Origin of the sequence: Aeromonas sp. Y293-4 (assembly GCF_027705905.1) — a bacterium.
Lineage (GTDB): Bacteria > Pseudomonadota > Gammaproteobacteria > Enterobacterales > Aeromonadaceae > Aeromonas > Aeromonas veronii.
Genome location: NZ_JAPDCI010000004.1, coordinates 147,847 through 171,218, shown reverse-complemented (window position 1 = coordinate 171,218; position 23,372 = coordinate 147,847). Strand labels below are relative to the sequence as shown.

Genomic DNA, 23,372 nt, shown 5'->3' with positions numbered 1-23,372 from the left:
CCCTTGCAGGGCGATATTTTTTTCCGCACTACGCCTTTATGCCGACTGGTTGACCCTCTTTGACCATGCAGGTCTGCATACCCGCCGCTTCTCCGGCCTGTACCCCGATACCGGTATCTTCAAACACCAGACAGCCTGATGGAGCGACCCCCAGCTTGCTGGCGACCAGCAGGAAGGTGTCCGGATTGGGCTTGTGCAACTCCACATCGTCTGCGGTGACCACCACGGAGAAGTAGCGATCCAGCCCGGTGTTGCGCAGCACTGCCTCGGCGTTGACGCGAGGCGAGCCGGTGCCGATCCCCATCGGGATGACGCCATGATAGCGCTCGACCAGCGCCTGCATGGCCGGAAAGACGGTCGCCTTGTGCAGGTTGGCCACATAGTGGGCGGTCTTGCAGCGGGTGACTTCGAGCGGATCGAGGGGGATCTGCTGCTCCTGTGCGACCAGCAGGGCTATCTTGCGGCTCGGCATGCCACCCAGCTCATAGAACCAGTCGGCATCGAAGTGAAAGCCAAACTCGCGGGCGGTATGTTCCCAAGCGGCGAGGTGCAGCGGCATGGAGTCGACCAGGGTGCCATCAAGGTCAAAGACCAGGCCTTGGAATCCGGAAAGCGTCATGGTGCGGGTCAGTCTCTGAAAAAAGGGAGCCCATTCTAGCCAGTGGCTCCCCGCCTCGCCATCACCTAGCTGGTGAGAAACGCTTGCCCCCACATTTGTGACTGAAAATAGACGGGGGTTAGCTGGGCCGGATCGAGTTGATATTTGGGGGCAAGCTGTTCCAGCAGGGCCCAGTTGCCCTGTTCATAGGTGCTGACCAGCTGAAATAGATGAAAGAGTGGCCCTTCATGCAGTTCGATGGCGCGCTGCACGCTCTTGGGCAGGTGGGCCATCAGCGGTTCCGACAGCAGGGATCCATCGAGCACCAGTCCCACCAGAAAGGCCCAGCTTGCCTCTGCTTTACCGAGGGCGGTGAGGGCAATCAACTCGCAGAAGCGGCCGCGGGCGATGGCCATGCGGGTGCAGGCCTCCGGCATGTGCTGGCTTACCCGGGCCAGACCGTTGATCAGTACGAACTTGCGGATCTCCTGCTCCCCCAGATAGGAGAGGGCGCGGGGCACCGAGGTGATGGGGGCGGCATGATCGAAGCCGGGGGCGTTGACGTAGGTGAGCAGCAGGCCGGGCAGCCAGGCATCCTGTTCCAGCAGGCGGGCTACCTGGGCGAAGGAGAACTCTTCGTGGCAGATGAGCTGGAGGATCTGCTGTACCAGCGCCATATCGGGCTGGTTGGCCCGCTGATTGACCAGCTCCGGACGGGCGAGAAAGCCGCCGGCAAAGAAGTCGACCCCCGCCTCCCGCAGCGGGAGAAAATCCGCCCAGGTTTCGATGTTCAGCGCCATCCGCTTGTGTTCGGTGGGCTGACAGATCCCCTCTTCCCCCATCCAGTACACCAGCAGGCGGCTGGCACCGAGCCAGCGTGGATCGCGGTTGGCGCCATGCACCGCCAGTCTGCGCCGGCTGTCGCGCCACTGCTCAAGCACCGGGAACGAGTTGGGCTGGCGTTCACTGGAGGCTTCAACCAGCGGGATCGCGTCCTGATCCAGCAGCAGGGGACGCTGTTCATCGAGCTGTTCGTGGGTGAAGGGCACCAGATATTGACGCCCCTGCGCCAGCAGGCGGCAATGTTGCGCCAGTGAAGGCCATTCGGCCGGTGAGCTTAGCTGATAGTCGATGCCGTAGGCCACCAGAGCCAGGCGACGATTGAAGATAGGGTAGCGACGCAACAGCATGGGATCACCGATAGGCCAGAGTGCGGGCCCTCCCTTGCGACTTGGCGTGGTAGAGCGCCTGGTCAGCCTGTTCAGTCAGGGTCTGCCATGCTCCGTCCTGGGAGGGAACCAGATAGCTAAAGCCTATGCTAACCGTAATGAAATCAGCAACCCGCGAGGCGGGATGGGGCATTTTCAAGCGGGCAAGACCATCGTGGATCCGTCCGGCCAGCTGTTCGGCCTCACCGGGTTGGGGGGCGCAGAGCAGAATGACGAACTCTTCCCCGCCGTAACGGGCGACCAGATTGGTGCAGCGCCGCTCTGCATCCCGCAGCACATGGGCCACCTGTTGCAGGCAGAGATCCCCCTTGGCATGGCCGAAGTGGTCGTTGTAGGCCTTGAACTCGTCGACGTCGATCATCAATACCGCCAGCAGGTTCTGGGTGCGCCGTGCCCACTCCCACTCCCGCTGCATGGTGATGTCCCACTGGCGCCTGTTGGCGATGCCGGTGAGGGGATCTTCCAGCGACAGCAGGGAGAGGCGGTGATTGGCCTCTTCCAGCGCACGGTTGGTCTCGGCCAGCTGCATGGTGCGTTCGGCGACCCGGGCCTCCAGCTGGCGGTTGAGGGTTTCCAACTGCTCCTGAGTACGCTGGCGGATCAGCAGTTGTGACAGAATGGCGGCGTACTGTTTGAAGATCTCGCTCTGATAGGCCTTGAGCGGACGGTGCCAGAGCAGGTTGTCGGCGGCGATCCAGCCGATGGGGGTGGTGCCATCCCACAGCGATATCATGGCGTTCCAGCCACGGCCCACCTGCTGCTTCTCGTAGTAGAGGGGGGTATCTTCCATCACCAGCACGTAATCCTTGCGCCTGAGCGCCTCTTGCACCGTGGGGTGATCCGGAATGGGGCTGATGAAGTTGTGTTCATCCATCAGCTCACCGTCCTCGCTGGTGCCCCAGGTGCCGCGCATGGTCTTGCCATCGGGTTCGATCAGGAAGATGGCGACCCGATCGAACTGCAGCTCCTTGCGGGCCAGCAGCACGGCATCCCGCAGCAGATCGTTCTCGCTGCGACTGCGGGAGAGGGTGACGCTGACCATGTGCAGCGCCTGCAACATGGTGAGGAAGGATCCTTGCAGTGCCTGACTCTGTACCAGATCGGTCTGGGTATGGAGCCGCTGGTCCCGCTCCTGATTGACCTGGCTGGAGAGCAGGTGATTGCTGAGCTCGGCAGTCAGATAGTGGATAAGGAGCTGGATGCCCTGACGCTGGTGGGAGGAGAGGCGATCGATGCGGCGGCGGGTCTCCAGATAGATGACCCCTTCCAGTTTCATGTGACGCTTGAGAGGGAAACAGGCGCGTAACTGCGGCTGGGCGGGCTCCACATTTTCGCCGGGATCAGGCGGTGCTTGGAGCTGCTCGATCACCAGTTGTCCCTTCTCCATCGCCTTGTCGATCAGGTGGTGGGGCAGGGTCAGTTGACCGAGATGGGCGAGATCAAGCGTGGTCAGCCCGTGATCGAGCTGAAAGCTGTAGAGTTGCGGTTCGGGGGCTTTCAGCCAGAGGTAGAGGCGTTCGGCATCGGTCTTTTCACGGATGGTGGCGAGGCTCACTTCGCATAACTGAGCGAAGTTGGTGAAGTGTTCCGGGTCCCATTCCTGCATACCAATATCCCTTGGATTGTACCCAAGCGAGTATAGACATATTTCTCCTTGATTAATATGTCAGAAAGGAGAGGCAGTGCACATAACGGTTGCTTTCAGCCCTGCTGGTGGAGACATTCACTGCGTTCTCTGCCAATCGTGGATAGAACTGTGTGCCATAACGGTATATATGGCAGCTTGTAGGGCGGGATGCCGGGCAAAAAAGAGCCCGCACGATGGCGGGCTCTCGGGCAGATCAGATGATTCTACGTGGCTTATTCTGCCTTGGGGGCAGTCTCAGCGGTCGTTTCACTGCTATCGGCTGGCGCACTCTCGGTCGCCGGGGCTTCCGGTGCCGGACCCGGTACCAGATCTACCGCCGGTTTGGCGATAAGGGAGCGGGTCTCTTCCACCGCTTCGGTCAGCTTCACCTCGATGATCTGGCCGAGCTCGTAGACCACTTCGGTCTTGTCCAGATAGACGCGGCCGTTGTCCCAGTTGCACTCCAGTCGATCCTTGTTGTCGAGAATATGGCGGGCAGGCAGGAAGACCACGGCGCCGTTCTCCTGCAGACGCAGCTTGAGACCGGCACGCATCACGTCGATGATCTCGGCGTTGAATACCTGATCGGTGCCAGCCGCGGCTTTCAGGTAGCGAACATAGAGCCAGTCGCCGATGTCACGCTCCACCATGCGGTGCAGGCGGCGGCAGGCGGTCAGGTGCTCGGTGAGCTCCTGACTCGGGCGCTCACCTGGGGTCTTGCCGGCGATGACCGCTTTGAGCAGACGATGGTTGACCATATCGCCGTATTTACGGATCGGGGAGGTCCAGGTGGCGTAGGCATCCAGACCCAAACCATAGTGGGCGCCCGGCTCGGAGGACATCAGCGCATAGCTCTGGAAGCGGCGGATCTTGCCATCCAGCCAGCGGGTGTCGAGGTTGTCGATCCAGCGGCGCAGGGCACAGAAGCCGGAGAGGCTGGCGATCTCGTCGCGCTCGAACGGGGCTTCGGCACTCTTCAGCAGGTCGATGGCGCCGTCGAGGGACTCTTCGTCAAAGCCGGTGTGAACGTTGAAGATACCGTAACCGACGCTCTTGCCCAGCACGCGACCGGCGCAGATGTTGGCGGCGATCATCGACTCTTCCACCATGCGGTTGGCGATGCGGCGCGGCTCAACGTGGATAGCTAGCACTTCGCCATTCTCGCCCAGCTCGAAGTCGTAGTCGGGACGATCCGGGAATACCAGCGCATGCTCGGTGCGCCACGCGATGCGTGCTTCGGTCATCGCCTTCATCAGCGGCAGCTGGGCCAGTACGCCTGCGTCGATAGACAGCTCTTTGCCATGCTCGGCCCAGTCGGAGACGTCGTCGTAGTTGAGACGGGCGTGGGAGCAGATGCGGGCGGCGAAGAACTCGGTCTCCTCCAGCAGCAGACCATCTTCGGCGATCAGCAGACGGGCGCACAGGGTGTTGCGCTCCTCGCCCTCTTTCAGGGAGCAGAGCTCATCGGAGAGGGTGCGCGGGATCATCGGCACGTTGCGGCCCGGCATGTAGACGGTAAAGGCGCGCTGGGCGGCCTCTTTGTCCAGCTCGCTGCCTTCGGCCACATAGGCGGTCGGGTCAGCGATGGCGACCAGCAGCTCCCAGCCGTTGTCCAGCTTGGTGATGGCCAGCGCATCGTCCATATCCTTGGTCTTGGCACCGTCGATGGTGAAGAAGGGCACCTTGGTCAGGTCACGACGGGGCAGATCTTCCTCTTCGATCACCTTCCACTCCGGCAAGTCTGCCGGCTCGACCTGGGCCAGATTGTGGCGTGCCAGCACCACCCACCAGGGCACATTGTGATCTTCCTGGGCGGCGATCTTCTGGATGATCTCGGCCGAGAAGTTGCCGTCGACCAGCGCGTGGCGCTTGAGGGTAGCCACCACCCAGTCACCTTCCTTGAACTCTTTCTCATCCAGACCCTTCTTGACGCGGGCCTTGATGGCATCCTTGATCAGCGGATGGTCGGCAACCACGTTGAGGCGGTCACGGAACATCTTGACCCGGGCCACGAAGCGGGTGACGGACTGCTCCAGCAGGGTATCCGGCTCGGCCACTTCCTTCTCTTTTTCGGTGCGGATCAGGGCGGTCACCCGGTCACCGTGCATCACCTTCTTCATGTAGGGAGGCGGCACGAAATAGCTGGTCTTCTCATCGACTTCCAGAAAGCCGAAGCCCCGGTCCGAGGCGCGGATCACACCCTCTTTCTTCGGGATGTTTTCGCGGATTTGTTGCTTGAGCTGGGCCAGCAGCGGATTGTCTTGGAACATAAGTGAGGAACCTGAAGTGAAAACCTGGGTGGAGACCTGATGAAGGATCGCCCAGCACTATACGTTTTTAGCCCTGCAAAGCCAAGGTGAATGGCCTGCTCAGCGTGGTTTCAACTGCGATCTGGCATGGTCGATAAGGCGTTGGGAGAGCTGCTTGTGAACCCCTTTTTCCAGTACCCAGCGGTGCCAGTAGAGGCGTTCCGTCAGGACGTGGTCGGGACTGAGGTTGAGTAGTGACCCGCCTGCCAGCTGGCCTCTTATCTGCAATTCGGGGATGAGACAGTAGGCCAACCCCTGTTCGGCCATGGCGACGAAGGCCTCTGACGAGTGGACCGTATGGCAGGGATAACCGCCCGGCTCCAGCCCGAAGTGTTCCCTCATAAAGCTCACATGCATGTCATCGCGCTGATCGAACGCCACCGCCGGTGCCTTGGCCAGCGCCTCACGAGTCAGGCCGCGAGGGAAGTGGCGGGCTACGAAGGCGGGACTGGCGGTAAGCAGATAGTTCATCTCACCGAGTTCGTCGACGCAGCAACCCGCCAGCGGCTGGGGATGCAGGCTGACCGCACCAAAGGCCTGACCCTCGCGGACCTTGTCGAGGGTGCGGCTCTCGTCATCGACCAGCAGGTTGAGTTCGATGGGGTGCTGTTTCAACAAGGGGGCAATGGCGGGCAGGAACCAGGTGGCCAGGCTGTCGGCGTTCACTGCGATGCTGATCCGGATTGGCCCTTGCGGCTCATCGGGAGTCAGCTCCCCCGCCAGTTCGAGCTCGAGCTGGTGTACCTGCCGATAGTGGGCCAGCAGTTTCTGGCCGAGTGGCGTGGCCTGCAGCGGCTGGCTACGAATGAGCAGCGGCTCGGCAAACTGTTGCTCCAGCTGCTTGATCCGCTGAGAGATGGCCGACTGGGTGATATGGAGCGACTTGGCCGCCCGATCGAAGTTCTGCTCCTGCAGTACCGCATCCAGCGCCCGCAGCAGTTTGTAGTCCAGCTCTTTCATCTTCTCCCCCTTCCGTTGCCCAAGGGCTGACTCTACGTCACTCGGCAGGGGACAACAATGGGCGGTGGAAGGGGCGTTGCGCTGTGATTTTTGACAGTAGTGGTCAGGCCATTGAGGGAGGATACTCTCTGGTGCCGCATGGGGTAGCCCTGCGCAGATCGTAGCGACATCTTTATCCCGGGTCTGTTTTCCCGGGATTTTTTATGAGTGAACTGCCAGCACCGGTGACGGTTGCTGCAGTGGATAATGGCTGGTTTGATAATGGCCCAGCAGAGGTTGGGAGACCGCCTGCGCGAAGCGCTCATCCAGATGGAAGCGGATGCCAACGCCCCTTACCGCCCCCAGATCGACCGCCTGCCGATGACCGAGCCGCTCGATGGGCAGGCCAAGTCGGCGGAAGATGCGCTCCACCGGCAGGCTGACGACGGCCAGCAGCTCCCGGATCCCGTGGGCATGGGCGAAGGCATAGACCTCGCGGAAGATGACGCAAGTGAGTTCGCTGACGCCATTGCTCATGCGCGGTGCGCGCTGGGCATCGATAGCCAGACGGGTGAGTTCCCAGACATCGGGGGTGCGTGGCGCGCTTTCACCGGCAAGGGCGGTGGGGAAGATGGTGGGCAGCATATAGGCATCGGCACAGTTGAGCAGACGAATACAGCCACACAGCCCTTGTTCGTCCTCGATCAGAACCCAATGGGTGTCTGGCGTGTCGAAGCTGTCACGCTCCAGGCCCCGATGAGACTCGACATCCCAGCCTAGCCGGTCGGAAAAGACGCGATTTCGAAAGCGATAGAGTTCATTCTCCACCTCGTTTCGTGGATGTTCTCTCAATTTTCCTTTAAAAACCAACATTATGGACCCTCTATCTTGCTATTCGCCGTTATAATCACATGTCTGGCCAAGGGGGCTTTCATATGAACAGAGACCAACTGCTTGAGTACCTCGAACATTTCACTTCGGTGACGGACGGCAATCGTCTGGCCGAACTGATCGGTCGCTTTACGCTCGGGATGGGCTATGACTACTATCGCTTCGCCCTGATCCTGCCGATGTCGATGCAAAGGCCCAAGGTGGTGCTGTTCAACCAGTGCCCCGATTCCTGGGTGCAGGCCTATACCGAAAACAACATGCTGGCGTGTGATCCGGTGATCCGGCTGGCACGCAAGCAGACGCTGCCCATTTACTGGAACCGCCTTGATGAGCGGGCCAGTTTTCTGCAGGAGGGAACCATGGACGTGATGGGGTTGGCAGCCGAGTTCGGGTTGCGTAACGGCATCTCCTTCCCTCTGCACGGTGCTGCCGGGGAGAACGGTATTCTCTCCTTCATCACCTCCGAGCGGGCCTCGAGCGACCTGCTGCTGGAGTCCTCGCCGATCCTCTCCTGGATGTCCAATTACATCTTCGAGGCGGCCATTCGGGTGGTGCGTTTCAGCATGATGGACAGTGCGGGTAAAGACCCCTTGACCGAGCGCGAGACCGAGTGCCTGTTCTGGGCCAGCGAAGGGAAGACCTCTAGCGAGATCGCCTGCATCCTCGGAATCACGGAGCGCACGGTCAATTACCATCTCAATCAGGTCACCCGCAAAACCGGCTCCATGAACCGCTATCAGGCCATTGCCAAAGGGGTTAGTACGGGGCTGTTGCTACCCAATCTGGAGCAAGTCGTGGTTACCAACTTCCCCAGATTGCTGCAGTAGGCTGAGCCCGCAGGCGCAACAGATTCTCCTGCCGCACTCTGAGGGTCACAATTGTCAGATCCGGTAATTGACAAGGGCTGTAACAGCAGCGGGTATGCCGGTTTTTATTAGCAAAATGAATCAATCAGTAAATCAATGAATTTCTAAGAAGGAACCTCCATCGCTATAGTGCCGCTCATTCATCATTTCGAACGGTACTCTCCATAATGCTCGCAACAACATTACAGGGCTTCACCATCGGTCTGGCCATGATCATCCCCATCGGCGCCCAGAATGCCTTTGTGCTGAGTCGGGGTATCCATCGCAATCACCATCTGCTGACGGCCACGCTCTGCAGTTTCTGCGATCTCACCCTGATTGCTATCGGCGTATTTGGCGGAGCCAATCTGCTGGCCGCCAGCCCCCTCGGCATGGCGCTGCTCACCTGGGGAGGCGTGCTGTTTCTCGGCTGGTTTGGTGGCCGTTCCCTGCTCAGTGCCTGGCGTGGTAAAGGGGAGGGGCTTGCCGATTCAGCTCAACAGATGGGGGCCAAAAGCGTGCTGGCGATGACGCTGGGAGTTACGCTGCTCAATCCTCACGTCTATCTCGATACTTTGATGCTGCTCGGCTCCCTTGGCAGTCAGGTGAGCGAGTCCCTGCGTCCGGCCTTTGCTGCGGGGGCCATGCTGGCCTCGTTGGTGTGGTTCTACTCGCTGGCGCTGGGGGCCGCAGCGCTGGCGCCCTGGTTGGCCCGCGGCCGGGTGCAGCAGGGGATCGATCTGCTGGTAGGCATCATCATGTTGAGCTTGGCTGTTCAACTGGCCATAGGACGTTGAGCAAGTTAAGGCGGCAGGAATGAGCGGCCGGTAACAAAAAGATGCCACTCACATGAGTGGCATCTTTGCTATTGGAGGGGCTCAGACTCTGAACTGGGAGAGCAGGCGCTGCTGCAGCAGGCTGGCCTGATGGAGCGAGGAGGCGAGTTGCAGACACTCCTGTGCCTCCTGTTCGCCGGTTCTGGCTTGCAGACTGATGCCGGAGACCTTGTCAGAGGAGTGGCTCAGGGTGTGTGACAGTTGCCCGGTAGCCACGGCCACTTGCTGCACCATGTCGGCCAGCTGGTCGATGGCGCCTTCCACCTTGAACAGGATCTGTTTGGTGTTCTCGGAGTCCTGCATGCCGGATTCCACCGTCTTGAGGTTGCGCTGCATCATCAGGTAGGCGGTCTCGGTCTGCTGCTGGATACTGCTGATCACTTGGCTGATCTCGGCGCTCGATGTTGCGGTGCGATTGGCCAGGGTGCGCACCTCGTCCGCAACCACCGCAAAGCCACGCCCCATCTCCCCCGCGCGGGCCGCTTCGATGGCCGCATTGAGGGCAAGCAGGTTGGTCTGTTCCGAGATGCCGCTGATGGTGGAGATGATTTGGCCAATCTGACCCGCCTGCTCCTTGAGGGAGTTGATGGCGATGGCACACTCGCTCACCTCCTGTACCACCCGTTGCATGCCCGCGCTGGCGGAGGCGACATACTGACTGCTCTCGGTGGTCAGCTGGCGCACCTCGTTGGCATTGTGGGCCGCCATGCTGCAGTTGTCCGAGATACCTGTGGCGACCTGCACCATCTGCTCACTGTCGTGGTGCAGGGCCAGCGCATGTTCGGCGGTCTGGCGGCTGCTCTGGCTGATTGCTTCCACCCGGTTGACCGAGGTGTGAACGTGCTCGCTGATGTGCTGGTTGTTGTCCATGGTGGAGCTGATCATCTTCTGCAATTTCTCGATGAAACGATCCACGCTGTTGGCCAGCGAGCCTATCTCGTCATCCCGTTGCAGGTTGATGCGGGCGTTGAGGTCTCCCTCGCCGGCGGCGATATCCTGCATTCGTTTGTCCACTTGCAGCAGCGGGGTCACCAGCTTGCGGGTCAGCCAGAAGCCGCAGAGAGTGACCATGATCAGGCTCAGCAGCAGGCCACCCAGCAGCAGGGTTCGGGTCTGGCTGATGATGCCGTTGAGCTGGGCTACCTGATCCTCTACGGTAGCATCGCCGCTCTCCTCGATGGCAACCAGCTGTTGTCGCAGCTCATCGGCACTGACCTCATAGGCGGACTGCTGGGTCTGATAGCTGCCGAGCGCATCGACCCACTGTCCCATCAGCTGTTGATGCCGGGCCAACAGGGCGCGGTACTCTGCCGACAGTGTCTTGCCGGCAAATTCGCCGGTTCCCTCGATATCGAACAGCCCGGTGCCGAGCATGCTGTCGACCGCTTCGTGGTAGAAATCGGTCGCCTCTTTTAACTCGGCTTGGATCGCCTCTGTGACTCCTTGTCTGCGCATCTTCTCCAGCGCATAGAGTTGGCGCAAAAAGCCTATGTTGGATTCCATCCCCCCGTCGGCCGCTTCCCAGCGAGTGGAGAGGCCGCTGTTCCAGCTGATGGTCTGGTCGGGGGATTGGGTCAGCGCCTCGACCGCGCCATCGCCGATCACCTCCAGCTGGGTCGAGAGGCGAGCCATCAGATCGGCGTTGTGATGCAGGGCCTGATCCACCTCTGTATACGCGTGATAGAGCGCCAGCAGCTTCTCTTGTTGCTGTTGATAGTCCTGCTTGTGCTGTTCCATGGTGGCAAGGGCTGCACCATCAATGAGCTGCCCCTGGCTGACCCGGGCCAGCGCATCATCGGTCGCCGCCTTGGCAGCATCGAGTTCGGCGTGATTGAGCGGGGTGCCGTTTTGCATCTTCTGAATCTGTAGCTGTTGGTTGCCCAGCTCTATGGAGCCCTCCATGGCACCGTCGGCGGTCTGCCAGGCGGCGCCCAGGACATAGGAGAGCAGATTGGCTAGCCGCTGGCTGCCATACCAGCCAACGACCCCCATGCCCAGCGTACAGCCGAGCAATATGGCAAGACCCAGATTGGAGGTGGTAACAATTTTCATGTGATGGCCTTCCTTGGTATCGACATTGGCACCAGTTTCGGTTCCGAACGGGTTTAGTGTAGTGGTTTATCCCCCGCTCGGGGGCCGGTGCGGCGCTGAAACATCCCGTGCACTGGCTGCACCCGATCAAGCATGGTGGAAAATTGGATAAAAAGCCTCTCTGACCACAAGGGTGTTGCTGCCCTATGCTGGATACTTATCCAGTTATTCTTTATGCTATGAGCCAATTTACGAATAGTTGTATTGGTGAGGAGAGAGCCGTGATTGGTCGCTTGAGAGGCATTGTCATTGAAAAGCAGCCCCCCGAGGTCCTGCTGGAAGTGGGCGGGGTTGGCTATGAGGTGCAGATGCCGATGAGCTGCTTCTATGATTTGCCGGAGATCGGCAAGGAAGCGACCATCCATACTCACTTCGTGGTGCGGGAAGATGCCCAGTTGCTCTATGGTTTTAACCACAAACAGGAGCGGGCACTGTTCCGCGAGCTGATCAAAACCAACGGAGTCGGCCCCAAGCTGGCGCTGGCAATTCTTTCCGGCATGACAGCTACCCAATTCGTGCTGAGTGTCGAACGTGAAGAGATAAGCTCTTTGGTCAAACTGCCGGGAGTCGGCAAGAAGACCGCCGAGCGGCTGGTGGTGGAGATGAAGGATCGCCTCAAGGGCTGGGTCAGTCACGACCTCTTCTCCCCGGCCATGGTCACCTTGCCAGCCAGTGAGCCCGAATTGCGGGCACCGGATGTGACCGAGGAGGCGGCCAGTGCGCTGGTGGCCCTAGGTTACAAGCCGCAGCAGGCGAGTCAGATTGTCAGCAAGATCGCCAAAGAGGGGATGTCGGTGGAAGATATCATCCGTGAATCCCTGCGTAGCCTGGTATGAGGTAGTTGATGATTGAAGCAGACCGCCTCATCTCGGCCAGTGCCGCCCGTGAGGATGACATTATTGACCGGGCTATCCGCCCCAAGAAGCTGGCTGACTACACCGGTCAGGATACCGTCTGCGAACAGATGGAGATCTTTATCGAAGCGGCCCGTCAGCGCGGTGAAGCGCTCGATCACCTGTTGATCTTCGGCCCGCCGGGTCTGGGCAAGACTACCCTCGCCAACATCGTCGCTAACGAGATGGGGGTCAATATCAAGACCACCTCCGGCCCGGTGCTGGAGAAAGCGGGGGATCTGGCGGCGCTGCTCACCAACCTCGAACCGAACGATGTGCTGTTCATCGACGAGATCCATCGCCTCAGCCCGGTGGTGGAGGAGGTGCTCTATCCGGCGATGGAGGATTACCAGCTCGACATTATGATCGGGGAGGGGCCAGCGGCTCGTTCCATCAAGCTGGATCTGCCTCCCTTCACCCTGATTGGCGCCACCACCCGGGCTGGTTCACTCACCAGCCCGCTGCGGGATCGCTTCGGTATCGTCCAGCGGCTGGAGTTCTACAACGTCAAGGACCTGACCGATATCGTCTCCCGCAGCGCCCGTTGTCTGGGGCTAGACATGACGGAAGATGGGGCCATTGAGGTCGCCCGTCGCTCTCGCGGCACGCCGCGGATTGCTAACCGTTTGTTAAGGCGGGTGCGCGACTTTGCCCAGGTGAAATCCGATGGCCGGATCGACGGCCCCATTGCTGCCCGCGCCATGGACATGCTGGATGTCGATAACGAAGGTTTTGACTTCATGGACCGCAAGTTATTGTTGGCTGTGATAGACAAGTTTATGGGGGGCCCGGTGGGTCTCGATAATCTGGCCGCCGCGATCGGGGAAGAGAAAGATACTATCGAAGATGTGCTGGAGCCTTATCTGATCCAGCAAGGGTATCTGCAACGTACACCCAGAGGACGGATTGCGACCACACGAGCCTACGCTCATTTCGGTCTTCAGCGACCAGATGAGAAGTAAAAACAGTCGTTTGAACATGAAACCGCCGTCAAAGGCGGTTTTTTATTATCCGGGCAAAAAAAAGCCCACGGCGGATGCGGTGGGCAAAGACAATTCAGGATGGATGTTCACAGACAGTGAGTGCGTCTGGACACAGACCGGAAAATAAACAGGTGAGCCGTCGCGAGCTCTCAGAGTCGGTTCAGTTGATAGAGCTGAACAAAGGAAAGCTTGTAGTAACGGATGGTTTTAGCAACAAACTTTTTCATCTTCGATTCCAATAGACAGGTTCAAATTGATCGTCGAATACGTACCGTGAACCCGGATTAACCGGCCTGTATCCAAGGGTATGCCCTCACTGCGAGGCGCATTGTAGGAGTTCGAATCGACCCCGGCAAACAAGAAAAATTGCACTCTTCAAATTAGTTTATCTAATGTCTTTGTTGATGAAATTGGTTCGCATGAGTATGCATTCTTTGCAATTTTAAATTGAGTTTTCGAATCAGATTGTCTGACTCGGATAACATGGAAAAAGGCGCGTCATTCACGCTTTTCAAATTAAACCGAGTGGCGGGATGTTAAATTCTTAAATTGATTTAAATCAATGTTTTACGCTTTATCGTGTTTTGTGATCTGGCTCGCGTCAATAATCGTGAAATAGATTAAAAATGCCTTTCAAAGCCATGTATGGCGGGTCCTTTTACATTGATTTCAATCAAATAAAGGTGATATAAAAACCCGGTCATCATGGGCGAGAATAAATTTAGGCTGATTGTTTTGGAATTGTTAAACATTAGCTTTATTTGTGTTCTCGTATTGCCTTGTTGTTAATGCCAGTGGTTACTGAACGCGTTTTGTTGTGATACGTCCCAATAAGGCTCATTCGATAACCTCCAACGGAAGCTTTGTGCTTAAAACTTAAAATAGCCGTGCCAATAATCGGTGAGGAAACATCATGATTGCTGAGCATGTGGTAGACCTATCGCGGTTCCAGTTCGCTGCGACGGCCCTTTATCACTTTTTGTTTGTACCCCTGACGCTGGGAATGGCCTTTCTCCTGGCGATCATGGAATCCGTCTATGTGATGACCAACAACACCATCTACCGGGACATGACCAAATTCTGGGGTAAGTTGTTTGGTATCAACTTTGCCTTGGGGGTCACCACAGGTCTGGCCATGGAGTTCCAGTTCGGGACGAACTGGGCTTACTACTCCCATTATGTCGGCGATATCTTCGGGGCCCCGCTGGCTATCGAAGGGCTGATGGCCTTCTTCCTGGAGTCCACCTTCGTCGGTATGTTCTTCTTTGGTTGGGATCGTCTGAGCAAGCATCAGCACCTGGCTGCCACCTGGTTGATGGCGCTGGGTACCAACCTTTCAGCCCTCTGGATCCTGGTCGCCAACGGCTGGATGCAGAACCCGGTCGGTGCAGAGTTCAACTTCGAATCCATGCGGATGGAGATGATGAGCTTCGCTGACGTGGTGCTCAACCCGGTTGCTCAGGTCAAGTTCGTCCACACTGTGGCAGCTGGTTATACCTGTGGCGCCATGTTTGTGCTGGGTATCTCCTCCTACTACCTGCTGAAGAATCGTGATGTGGCCTTTGCCCGTCGCTCTTTCGCCATTGCCGCCGCGTTCGGTATGGCTTCCATCGTGTCCGTGCTGATCCTCGGTGACGAATCCGGATACGAGACCGGTGAAGTGCAGAAGGTGAAACTGGCCGCTATCGAAGCTGAGTGGGAAACTGAACCTGCTCCGGCCGCCTTTACCCTGTTCGGTATTCCGAATCAGGAAGAGATGCGCACCGACTACGCCATCAAGATCCCCTATGCGCTGGGCATTATCGCAACCCGTTCTCTGGACGGTCAGGTAACCGGTCTGAAGGATCTGAAGAGCGAGCACGAACTGCGCGTTCGTAACGGTATGACCGCTTACGACCTGCTGACCAAGCTGCAATCCGGTGACAAGTCTGACGAGACCCGCGCTCGCTTCGACGAAGTGAAACAGGATCTGGGCTACGGTCTGCTGCTCAAGCGCTACACCAGCAACGTGACCGATGCTACCGACGAGCAGATTAAGGCCGCCGTGGATGACTCCATCCCGCAGGTACTGCCGCTGTTCTTCGCCTTCCGCATCATGGTTGCCGTCGGCATGCTGATGCTGGTGCTGATTGGTATGGCCTTCTATGACAGTGCCCGTCACCAGATCGGCAAGCGCAAGTGGCTGCTCAAGGGTCTGCTGTGGGGTATCCCGCTGCCGTGGATCGCGATCGAAGCTGGCTGGTTTGTTGCTGAATATGGTCGCCAACCGTGGACCATTGCAGAGGTGTTGCCGACTTCCCTCTCTGCATCCAACTTGCCTGCAGCCGAGATCTGGTTCTCTCTGATCGGTATCTGCCTGTTCTATACCGTACTTCTGGTTATCGAGATGTACCTGATGTTCAAGTATGCCCGTCTTGGCCCCAGCAGCCTGAAGACTGGCAAGTATCACTTTGAACAGATCAAGGCATAAGGAGAGCGACCATGTTTGATTACGAAACTCTGCGTGTCATCTGGTGGGCTCTGGTCGGCGTGCTGCTGATCGGTTTTGCCATCACTGACGGCTTCGACATGGGGGTAGGCGCACTGCTCCCGTTCGTTGGCAAGAAAGATGTCGAGCGCCGCGTGATGCTCAACACCATGGGACCGCACTGGGAAGGTAACCAGGTTTGGCTGGTCACTGCCGGTGGTGCCTTGTTCGCCGCCTGGCCGATGGTGTATGCCGCGACCTTCTCCGGCTTCTACATCGCCATGATCCTGACCTTGATGGCGCTGTTCCTGCGTCCGGTCGGTTTCAAGTACCGCTCCCTGCGTGCTGATGCCAAATGGCGCAGCAACTGGGATTGGGCCTTGTTCGCCGGCAGCGCCGTACCGCCGATCGTCTTTGGTGTGGCCTTTGGCAACCTGCTGCAAGGCGTTCCGTTCGAGTTTAACCAGTTCATGATGTTGACCTATCACGGCAACTTCTTTGGTCTGCTTAACCCGTTCGGCATTCTGGCTGGTCTGGTGAGCCTGTTCATGCTGCTCACCCAGGGCGCAACCTGGTTGATGATGAAGACCGACGGTGAAGTGCTGGCACGTTCCCGCACTGCCGCCATGATCTGCTCACTGCTGACCCTGGTGCTGTTTGCTGCCGCGGGTTGGTGGGTAAGCGGTATGGAAGGGTATGTCATCGTCAAGGCTGCCGCGACTGACGCGGTATCCAACCCGATGAACAAGGAAGTTGTCCTGCAGGCTGGTGCCTGGATGAACAACTACACCCTCTATCCGTGGATGGTTGCTGCCCCTGTACTGGGCCTGGCCATGAGCCTGCTGACTGCGCTGTTTGCCCGCATGAACATCGGCTGGCTGGCGTTTACCAGCTCCTCGCTGGCGATTGCCGGGGTCATCCTCACTGCCGGTTTCTCCATGTTCCCGTTCGTGATGCCCTCAAGCCTTGAGCCGTCACTGAGCCTGACCATGTGGGATGCTACCGCCTCTTTCAACACCTTGCAGGTGATGACTGTGGCTGCAGCTATCTTCGTACCGATTGTGCTGGGTTACACCATCTGGACTTACATCAAGATGTTTGGCCGGGTAACCAACAAGCACATCGAAGATAACCAACAATCTCTCTATTAAGAGGTGCGCTGACAATGTGGTATTTCACCTGGATCCTGGGGCTGTTGCTGGCCTGTGCATTTGGCATCATCAATGCGCTGTGGCTGGAACACACCGAGAACATGGATCGTCAGATCGATGAAAACAAGTGATCGACTCGCCAGGCTGGCCGCTCCACTGGAGCGGCAGCCGTGGCAGGGGTTGATGTTACTCGCGGCGGCCTTGTTGGCCGTCGCTATTTTACAGGCCCCCAATCTGATCGCGGCCAACACCAGCGAGCATGGTCTCTGGCTTGCTCCCTGGCTGATGTGGGCCGTCTGTTGTGGCGTACTTAACGGGCTTGGCTTTCATCTGAAAAGCCTGCCCGGACGTGTGCTGTTCAACCCCTGGCTCGCCTGGCCCAGTTTGTTGTATGGCCTCTGGCTGACACATTCATATTTCCTTTCATAAAAAACGGGGGGAGGCAGGATTTCCCTGTCTCCCCCTGCTTCTTTCCTATTCAGCCCTGCGCTATGATAGCCCCCCATCTGACTGTCGAATGGATCACAGATTGTTATGGGGGAAGTCTTTGAGTTTCCGGTGCGTGTCTACTACGAAGACACCGACGCCGGGGGCATCGTCTACAACGCCAATTATCTCAAGTTTATGGAACGTGCTCGCACCGAGTTTCTTCGTGCCAAAGGGGTCGAACAGGACGTCTGGCTGCAGGAGGGATATGCCTTCGTGGTGAGCCGAACTGAGATCGATTTCCGCTCGGCGGCCCGTTTTAATGAACTATTGAATGTATTAACGCAAGTGATTGAAGTGAAACGCGCATCCCTGCGCTTTTCGCAGCAGATCCTGGCGGCTGATGGACGACTGATCACCCTGGCCATGGTACAGATAGCCTGTGTCAGTCATCCGCAAATGAAACCTGTAGCTATACCTGAAAAAATCAAGGGAGTGCTGTTAAGTGCACGCTGAAATTTCGTTTATTGGCCTGTTTTGGCAAGCCAGCCTGTTGGTAAAACTGGTCATGATGACCCTGATGAGCATGTCTATTGTCTCGTGGGCGCTGATTATCCAGCGTTCAAAGGCGATCAAGGCGGCCAATCTCGCATCGGAACAGTTTGAAGATCGCTTCTGGTCAGGGGTCGATCTCAATCGCCTCTATCAGGAGTCCTCTTCCCGCCGCGATGATATCGAAGGCATGGAAGATATCTTCTACTCCGGCTTCAAGGAGTATGCCCGCTTGCTCAAGGCCGGTGCCCGTGGTCAGGATGCGGTGATGGATGGTACCTACCGCGCCATGCGCGTCTCCCTCTCCCGCGCGGTGGATGATCTGGAATCCAACTTGCCGGTGCTGGCGACCATCGGCTCCATCAGCCCCTATATCGGTCTGTTTGGTACCGTATGGGGGATCATGAACGCCTTTATCGCCCTGGGTCAGGTGCAGCAGGCTACCTTGCAGATGGTGGCACCGGGTATCGCGGAAGCGCTGATCGCTACCGCCATGGGTCTGTTTGCCGCTATCCCGGCGGTTATCTTCTACAACCGCTTCTCCAACAAGGTCGAGCGGCTGGAGAACGCCTACGCCAACTTCATGGACGAGTTCACCACAATTCTGAACCGTCAAATTGCACAGCAGCAGGGTGATCAGTAATGCAAACCTATCAGCGGATCCGGCGTAAGAAGGTGGCCGAGATCAACGTGGTTCCCTATATCGACGTCATGCTGGTGCTGCTTATCATCTTTATGGCGGTCACGCCGGTGATCACGCAAGGGGTCAAGGTGGATCTGCCACAGGCTGAGTCCGAGCAGTTGCCGGAAGATGCCAAGCCGCCCTTCATCGTCAGCGTCAATACCGAAGGCGAGTATGTCATCAAGGCTGGCGAAGCCGATGACGAGCCGGTGCCAAGCGGCACGCCAGAGGCTATGCAGCAATACATCACCGAAAAAGCCATGGGCTATCTGGCGATCAACCAGAATGCCCCCGTGGTGGTCGCGGGTGACAAGGCCGTGCGCTACGAAGAGGTGATCCTGTTGATGGTGGCCCTCAAGAAAGCGGGTGTGCCTCAGGTTGGCCTGATGACAGATCCGGTGAACTAACGGAGATGGATGTGAAGCGTGGTATTTCCGGTTATCTCATCGCGTCGTTTCTGCTGCACCTGATCATCGGCATCATCCTGTTTGTCGGGCTCGATTTCAGCAAACCGAAACGACCCGAATCGAAGGGGCAGATCGTCAATGCCGTCATGCTCGATGAGAACTTCCTCAACGAACAGGCCAAGCAGATCCAGCAGCAGAAATCTCAGCCCAAGCCTCAAAAGGTAGAGAAAGAGAAGGATAAGGAAGACACGGATCTCGCCAAGCGCGAGCTGGCTCAGAAACAGGAGCAGCTTCGCATCGCCGAGACCAAGCGCAAGCAGGCCGAAGAGGCGACTCGCAAGGCCGAGGCCGAGAAGCAGAAGAAGGTTGCCGAGCAGAAGCAGGCGGAAGAGAAGGCCCAAAAAGCCGAGGAAGCCCGCAAGCTGGAAGAACAGAAGGCCAAGAAGGCTGAAGCCGAGCGTAAAGCGGCGGAAGCCGAGAGCAAGGCGTTGGCACTGAAGAAGAAAAAGGAACAAGAGAAGAAAGAGGCTGAAGAGAAGGCCAAGGCGGCAGAAGCCAAGGCCAAGAAAGCGGAAGCTGACAAGAAGGCCAAAGCCGAAGCCGAGAAGAAAGCTAAGGCAGAAGCAGAGAAAAAAGCCAAAGCCGAGGCCGAGAAGAAGGCCAAGGAAGAGGCTGAGAAAAAGGCAAAAGCTGACGCAGAGAAGAAAGCCAAGGCAGAGGCCGAAAAGCAGGCCAAGATCGCGGCTGAGCGCAAGCGTAAAGCCGCCGAGCAAGCCAAGCTGCAAAAAGAGATGGAAGAGATGATGCAGCAGCAGCTGTCGGCTGAGGCTAATGCCCGCAGTCAGGCGGCATCGGCAGCAGCCCAGGGCGAAGTCGACAAATATGCGGCGCTCATCAAGGCCACTGTTGAGCGGTATATGATTTTGGATCCCACCATGCGGGGCAAAACATGTACTATCGGCGTACGTCTTGCGAGCAGTGGCTTTGTCATATCGGTAGATAACGGCCAGGGTGACCCGGCGGTTTGTCGTTCCGGTAAGGCGGCTGTTTTGAAAGCCAATCAACTGCCTGTGCCCAAGGATCCTGCGGCATTCGAGATGTTGAAGGAATTTAACCTGAAGTTAGAACCGAGTATCTAAGCGTGATAAAACGAGGTTGCTTGCCTCCGGTTGGCAACCTCTCGCCGAGAAAGGAATTTAACCTCTCATCTATATTGGAACCGAGTATTTAAGCCATGATCAGAAAAGTATTTTTTGCTTTGGTTGGCTGTTTGTTGCTGGGCCAGAGTGCCCAGGCGGCCCTGGACATCGTCATCACCGGCGGTATTGATAGCGCACGCCCCATCGCCGTCGCCCCCTTCAAGTGGGAAGGTAACGGGCAGTTGCCGCAGGACATCGCGGAAGTGGTCTCCAACGACCTGATGCGCAGCGGCAAGTTCAAGCCGCTGGCCCGTGGCCAGATGCCGCAGACCCCGAGCAGCAGCAGCGAGATCAACTTCGCTCCCTGGGCCTCCCAAGGGGTTGAAGCCGTGGTGGTGGGTTCCATTTCGGCAGTGGGTGACGGCACTTACAAGGTCAACTTCGAGCTGGTCGATGTGCTGAAAGGCCAGCTGGCCAAGGCGCAAGGTGGCGAGAGCAATGGTTACATCCTGGATAGCCGCATGGCGACCATCCCGGGTGCCCAGATGCGCCAGTTTGCCCACCGTATCTCAGACATCGTCTATGAGCGTCTGACTGGCGAGCGCGGTGCCTTCCTGACCCGTCTGGCTTACGTCTCCGTACAGCAGGGTACCCAGTTCCCGTACCAGCTGCGTATTTCTGACTACGACGGTTACAACGAGAAGACCCTGCTGCGCTCCCGCGAACCGTTGATGTCTCCGGCCTGGTCACCGGATGGCAGCAAGCTGGCTTACGTGAGCTTCGAGAACCAGAAGTCCGAAATCTATGTGCAGGATATCTACACCCAGCAGCGCAGTCTGATCACCAGTTTCCGTGGTATCAACGGGGCGCCGGAGTGGTCTCCGGATGGTCGTCGTCTGGCTATCGTTCTCTCCAAAGATGGTTCACCGAACCTCTATGTGGTTGATGTCGCTAGCAAGCAGCTGACCCGCGTCACAACCAGCCGTGTGATCGACACTGAACCCTCCTGGATGCCGGATGGGCAAAATTTGTTGTTCACCTCTGAACGTGGTGGCAAACCCCAGATTTATAGCGTAAATTTGGCGACTGGTATGACTCGCCGGATGACTTGGGAAGGTGAATCCAACCAGGGTGCATCCATCACTCCTGATGGCAAAATCATGGTGATGGTGACCCGTGTTCAGGGACAGTATCGTATTGCCCGTCAGGACATGGAAAACAATGCCCTGTTGGTCCTTACCCAGAGTGCTCTGGATGAGTCGCCAAGTGTGGCTCCCAATGGCAGCATGATCATTTATGCCACCATCTATCAGGGTCGTAAGAGTCTCGCGTTGGTGTCGACTGATGGTCGCTTCAAGGCTGTGCTTCCGACCAGTAGCGGTGAAATTCGTGCACCAGCTTGGTCGCCCTTCTTGAATTGATAAAAATCCAATTGTTTTTTGTTTTGTTATAAAGGTTTAAGGAAATAGCATGCAACTCAATAAACTGCTCAAGGGTTTGGCCATCGCACTGCCACTGTTCACCCTGGCCGCTTGTAGTTCTTCTTCTGATTCCGACGCCGCTGGCGCTGAATCAGGTATGACCGACGGCATGGGCGGTGTACAAACCGGCGGCGCCAACGGCATGTTGTCCCCGGAAGAGCAGATGCGTCAGAAGTTCGAAGCACTGCAGCGTGACAACGTGATCTACTTCCCGTTCGACGGTTACGATATCCAGGGTCAGTACGCTGATCTGCTGGATGCCCACGCCAGCTACCTGCGCGAGCGCCCGAGCGTTAAAGTCCTGATCGAAGGTCACGCCGATGAGCGCGGTACTCCGGAGTACAACATCGCCCTGGGCGAGCGTCGTGCCAAGGCTGTTGCCAAGTATCTGCAAACCCTGGGTGTGCAGGCCGAGCAGCTCTCCATCGTCAGCTATGGCGAAGAGAAGCCGCTGGACATGTCCCACACCGAGGATGCCTTTGCCAAAAACCGCCGCGCGGTTCTGGTTTACTAAGGTTTAAACCGAACGAAGTTCGTTTATATGCAAGCGGCCATTTCGATGGCCGTTTTATTTGCACTAAACGCCAAGGTTTGATCCGAATGAAATCTGTATATGCGAGCGACGATGGCGCTGGCCGTTTTATCTGTACTAAACGCTAAGGTTTGATCCGAATGAAATCTGTGTACAAGCAAGCTGTCGTTGCGCTGGCCGTAATGGTTGCTCTGAATGCGCAAGCTGCGGCACCGGTCAGCGATCTGGGCGGTGACTCAAGTGGTGGGGTTGTCCTTAGCGGCAACAACGGCGCCATCGTGCCCACCGGTAGCCTGGAAGATAGGGTTGCCCTGCTGGAGCGCACCCTCAATGCCCGTCTGCGACTGCAAGCTGAATTGCAGCAACAGGTCGACTCCCTGCAAGGGGAGGTCTCCGAGCTGCGTGGTCAGCTGGAGCAGCAGACCTACCAGATGGAACAGTCGCAAGAGCGCCAGCGCCAGCTCTATCAGGAGCTCGACAAGGTTGCCAGCAGCCAGCAAGCTGCGCCAGCCGCCCCGGCCCCTGCTGCTGCCACACCGGCTGCTGCCGCCAATTACTCAACCAATCAGGATGAGAATCAGGCCTACGACGCAGCGGTCAACATGGTGCTCAAAGAGAAGAACTACGACAAAGCCATTCCGGCTTTCCAGGGCTTCATCAAGCAGTACCCCAATTCGGGCTATGTTCCCAATGCACACTACTGGCTCGGCCAGTTGCTGTTCAACAAGGGTGACAGAGCCGGAGCCTCGGCCCAGTTTTCGACCGTGGCCAACAAATACAGCAAATCCCCCAAGCGAGCCGATGCGCTGCTGAAGCTGGGTATGCTGGCGCAACTGGATGGCAAGAAGGCGGAAGCCAAATCCTTCTATGAGCAGGTGATCAAGGGCTATCCCAACACCTCGCCAGCCCAGTTGGCCAAACAGAGTCTGGCCAAGCTGTAACATTGCTGTATGTCACTGTTTTCGTAACGCTACTGTAAAAACAGCCTGCATTTGTACGCACAGTGAGCAAACGGATTTAAATTACGAATTTTCTGTTGCACCGGAAATTTAAATCCGTAATATAGGCCGCCGTCAGAGCCGAAGCAGTAATGCAGTCGGAACTGGTCGTGGTGAGGGTCGTTAGCTCAGTCGGTAGAGCAGTTGACTTTTAATCAATTGGTCGCTGGTTCGAATCCAGCACGACCCACCATTTTCTCCACTCGGTGGAGACAGAATTCCCAGGTCGTTTAGCTCAGCTGGGAGAGCACCTCCCTTACAAGGAGGGGGTCACTGGTTCGATCCCAGTAACGACC

Annotated in this window: 22 protein-coding genes and 2 tRNA genes; 17 read left to right on the top strand and 7 right to left on the bottom strand. The window is 57.6% G+C overall.

Annotated features, from left to right (window positions below; all coding sequences use genetic code 11):
- Nucleotides 1–28: 28 nt before the first annotated feature.
- From OKC31_RS06565 to OKC31_RS06540, 6 genes are all read right to left on the bottom strand, one after another.
- On the bottom strand, nucleotides 29–619 hold the full coding sequence (locus tag OKC31_RS06565) for an HAD family hydrolase (protein WP_247823475.1): 591 nt from the start codon (nucleotides 617–619) through the stop codon (nucleotides 29–31).
- 65 nt (nucleotides 620–684) lie between these two features.
- Complete coding sequence (locus tag OKC31_RS06560) at nucleotides 685–1,788, bottom strand: EAL and HDOD domain-containing protein (protein WP_064335439.1); 1,104 nt, start codon at nucleotides 1,786–1,788, stop codon at nucleotides 685–687.
- A 4-nt stretch (nucleotides 1,789–1,792) separates the two neighbouring features.
- Entirely contained in the window at nucleotides 1,793–3,433 is a 1,641-nt protein-coding gene (locus OKC31_RS06555; RefSeq protein WP_042081544.1) for a sensor domain-containing diguanylate cyclase, read from the bottom strand.
- Nucleotides 3,434–3,687: 254 nt separating this feature from the next.
- A complete protein-coding gene (locus tag OKC31_RS06550; protein ID WP_247823474.1) occupies nucleotides 3,688–5,724 on the bottom strand; it encodes an exoribonuclease II in 2,037 nt (678 codons plus the stop codon).
- 99 nt (nucleotides 5,725–5,823) lie between these two features.
- Nucleotides 5,824–6,723 carry a LysR family transcriptional regulator ArgP gene (locus OKC31_RS06545; RefSeq protein WP_247823473.1) on the bottom strand — a complete coding sequence of 300 codons (900 nt, stop codon included), beginning with the start codon at nucleotides 6,721–6,723 and terminating at the stop codon, nucleotides 5,824–5,826.
- A 201-nt stretch (nucleotides 6,724–6,924) separates the two neighbouring features.
- The gene (locus OKC31_RS06540) at nucleotides 6,925–7,575 is read right to left on the bottom strand and encodes an acyl-homoserine-lactone synthase (protein ID WP_219595115.1); all 651 of its coding nucleotides are present in this window, start codon (nucleotides 7,573–7,575) and stop codon (nucleotides 6,925–6,927) included.
- Nucleotides 7,576–7,637: 62 nt separating this feature from the next.
- Between OKC31_RS06540 and OKC31_RS06535 the strand changes: the two genes are divergently transcribed.
- Together OKC31_RS06535 and lysE are read left to right on the top strand one after the other, a co-directional pair.
- Entirely contained in the window at nucleotides 7,638–8,420 is a 783-nt protein-coding gene (locus OKC31_RS06535) for a LuxR family transcriptional regulator (protein ID WP_005335753.1), read from the top strand.
- Nucleotides 8,421–8,626: 206 nt separating this feature from the next.
- The gene (gene lysE / locus OKC31_RS06530) at nucleotides 8,627–9,235 is read left to right on the top strand and encodes an L-lysine exporter (protein ID WP_021231753.1); all 609 of its coding nucleotides are present in this window, start codon (nucleotides 8,627–8,629) and stop codon (nucleotides 9,233–9,235) included.
- Between the two features lie 81 nt (nucleotides 9,236–9,316).
- Here the strand turns inward: lysE and OKC31_RS06525 are convergent, their stop codons facing one another.
- Nucleotides 9,317–11,326, bottom strand: coding sequence for a methyl-accepting chemotaxis protein (locus OKC31_RS06525; protein WP_247823472.1), 2,010 nt, complete (start codon nucleotides 11,324–11,326; stop codon nucleotides 9,317–9,319).
- A gap of 260 nt (nucleotides 11,327–11,586) precedes the next feature.
- Here OKC31_RS06525 and ruvA point away from each other — a divergent pair, with 260 nt between their 5' ends.
- From ruvA to OKC31_RS06450, 15 genes are all read left to right on the top strand, one after another.
- Nucleotides 11,587–12,201, top strand: coding sequence for a Holliday junction branch migration protein RuvA (gene ruvA, locus OKC31_RS06520; RefSeq protein WP_005335746.1), 615 nt, complete (start codon nucleotides 11,587–11,589; stop codon nucleotides 12,199–12,201).
- Between the two features lie 8 nt (nucleotides 12,202–12,209).
- Nucleotides 12,210–13,220 carry a Holliday junction branch migration DNA helicase RuvB gene (gene ruvB, locus OKC31_RS06515; protein ID WP_005335744.1) on the top strand — a complete coding sequence of 337 codons (1,011 nt, stop codon included), beginning with the start codon at nucleotides 12,210–12,212 and terminating at the stop codon, nucleotides 13,218–13,220.
- 934 nt (nucleotides 13,221–14,154) lie between these two features.
- On the top strand, nucleotides 14,155–15,711 hold the full coding sequence (locus OKC31_RS06510; RefSeq protein WP_005335743.1) for a cytochrome ubiquinol oxidase subunit I: 1,557 nt from the start codon (nucleotides 14,155–14,157) through the stop codon (nucleotides 15,709–15,711).
- Between the two features lie 11 nt (nucleotides 15,712–15,722).
- Nucleotides 15,723–16,859, top strand: a complete 1,137-nt coding sequence (gene cydB, locus OKC31_RS06505) for a cytochrome d ubiquinol oxidase subunit II (RefSeq protein ID WP_005335741.1) — start codon at nucleotides 15,723–15,725, stop codon at nucleotides 16,857–16,859.
- 14 nt (nucleotides 16,860–16,873) lie between these two features.
- Nucleotides 16,874–16,990 (top strand): cytochrome bd-I oxidase subunit CydX, encoded by a 117-nt coding sequence (cydX, locus tag OKC31_RS06500; RefSeq protein ID WP_005304933.1) that lies wholly within the window; start codon nucleotides 16,874–16,876, stop codon nucleotides 16,988–16,990.
- Complete coding sequence (locus OKC31_RS06495; RefSeq protein WP_041202810.1) at nucleotides 16,977–17,288, top strand: cyd operon YbgE family protein; 312 nt, start codon at nucleotides 16,977–16,979, stop codon at nucleotides 17,286–17,288. Before cydX ends, OKC31_RS06495 begins: the two co-directional genes overlap by 14 nt.
- Nucleotides 17,289–17,393: 105 nt before the next feature.
- On the top strand, nucleotides 17,394–17,801 hold the full coding sequence (gene ybgC / locus OKC31_RS06490) for a tol-pal system-associated acyl-CoA thioesterase (protein ID WP_247823471.1): 408 nt from the start codon (nucleotides 17,394–17,396) through the stop codon (nucleotides 17,799–17,801).
- On the top strand, nucleotides 17,791–18,480 hold the full coding sequence (gene tolQ / locus OKC31_RS06485; protein WP_005335735.1) for a protein TolQ: 690 nt from the start codon (nucleotides 17,791–17,793) through the stop codon (nucleotides 18,478–18,480). The genes ybgC and tolQ overlap by 11 nt, the downstream gene beginning before the upstream one ends.
- The gene (gene tolR / locus OKC31_RS06480) at nucleotides 18,480–18,926 is read left to right on the top strand and encodes a protein TolR (protein ID WP_005354757.1); all 447 of its coding nucleotides are present in this window, start codon (nucleotides 18,480–18,482) and stop codon (nucleotides 18,924–18,926) included. Before tolQ ends, tolR begins: the two co-directional genes overlap by 1 nt.
- A 5-nt stretch (nucleotides 18,927–18,931) precedes the next feature.
- Entirely contained in the window at nucleotides 18,932–20,065 is a 1,134-nt protein-coding gene (gene tolA / locus OKC31_RS06475) for a cell envelope integrity protein TolA (protein ID WP_013723471.1), read from the top strand.
- Nucleotides 20,066–20,160: 95 nt separating this feature from the next.
- The gene (gene tolB, locus OKC31_RS06470) at nucleotides 20,161–21,486 is read left to right on the top strand and encodes a Tol-Pal system beta propeller repeat protein TolB (protein WP_005335728.1); all 1,326 of its coding nucleotides are present in this window, start codon (nucleotides 20,161–20,163) and stop codon (nucleotides 21,484–21,486) included.
- Between the two features lie 49 nt (nucleotides 21,487–21,535).
- Nucleotides 21,536–22,060, top strand: coding sequence for a peptidoglycan-associated lipoprotein Pal (gene pal, locus OKC31_RS06465; protein WP_005304908.1), 525 nt, complete (start codon nucleotides 21,536–21,538; stop codon nucleotides 22,058–22,060).
- Between the two features lie 158 nt (nucleotides 22,061–22,218).
- On the top strand, nucleotides 22,219–23,019 hold the full coding sequence (gene ybgF, locus OKC31_RS06460; protein ID WP_064339412.1) for a tol-pal system protein YbgF: 801 nt from the start codon (nucleotides 22,219–22,221) through the stop codon (nucleotides 23,017–23,019).
- Between the two features lie 174 nt (nucleotides 23,020–23,193).
- A tRNA-Lys gene (locus tag OKC31_RS06455) sits at nucleotides 23,194–23,269 on the top strand.
- A 31-nt stretch (nucleotides 23,270–23,300) separates the two neighbouring features.
- Nucleotides 23,301–23,372 (top strand) — tRNA-Val (locus tag OKC31_RS06450).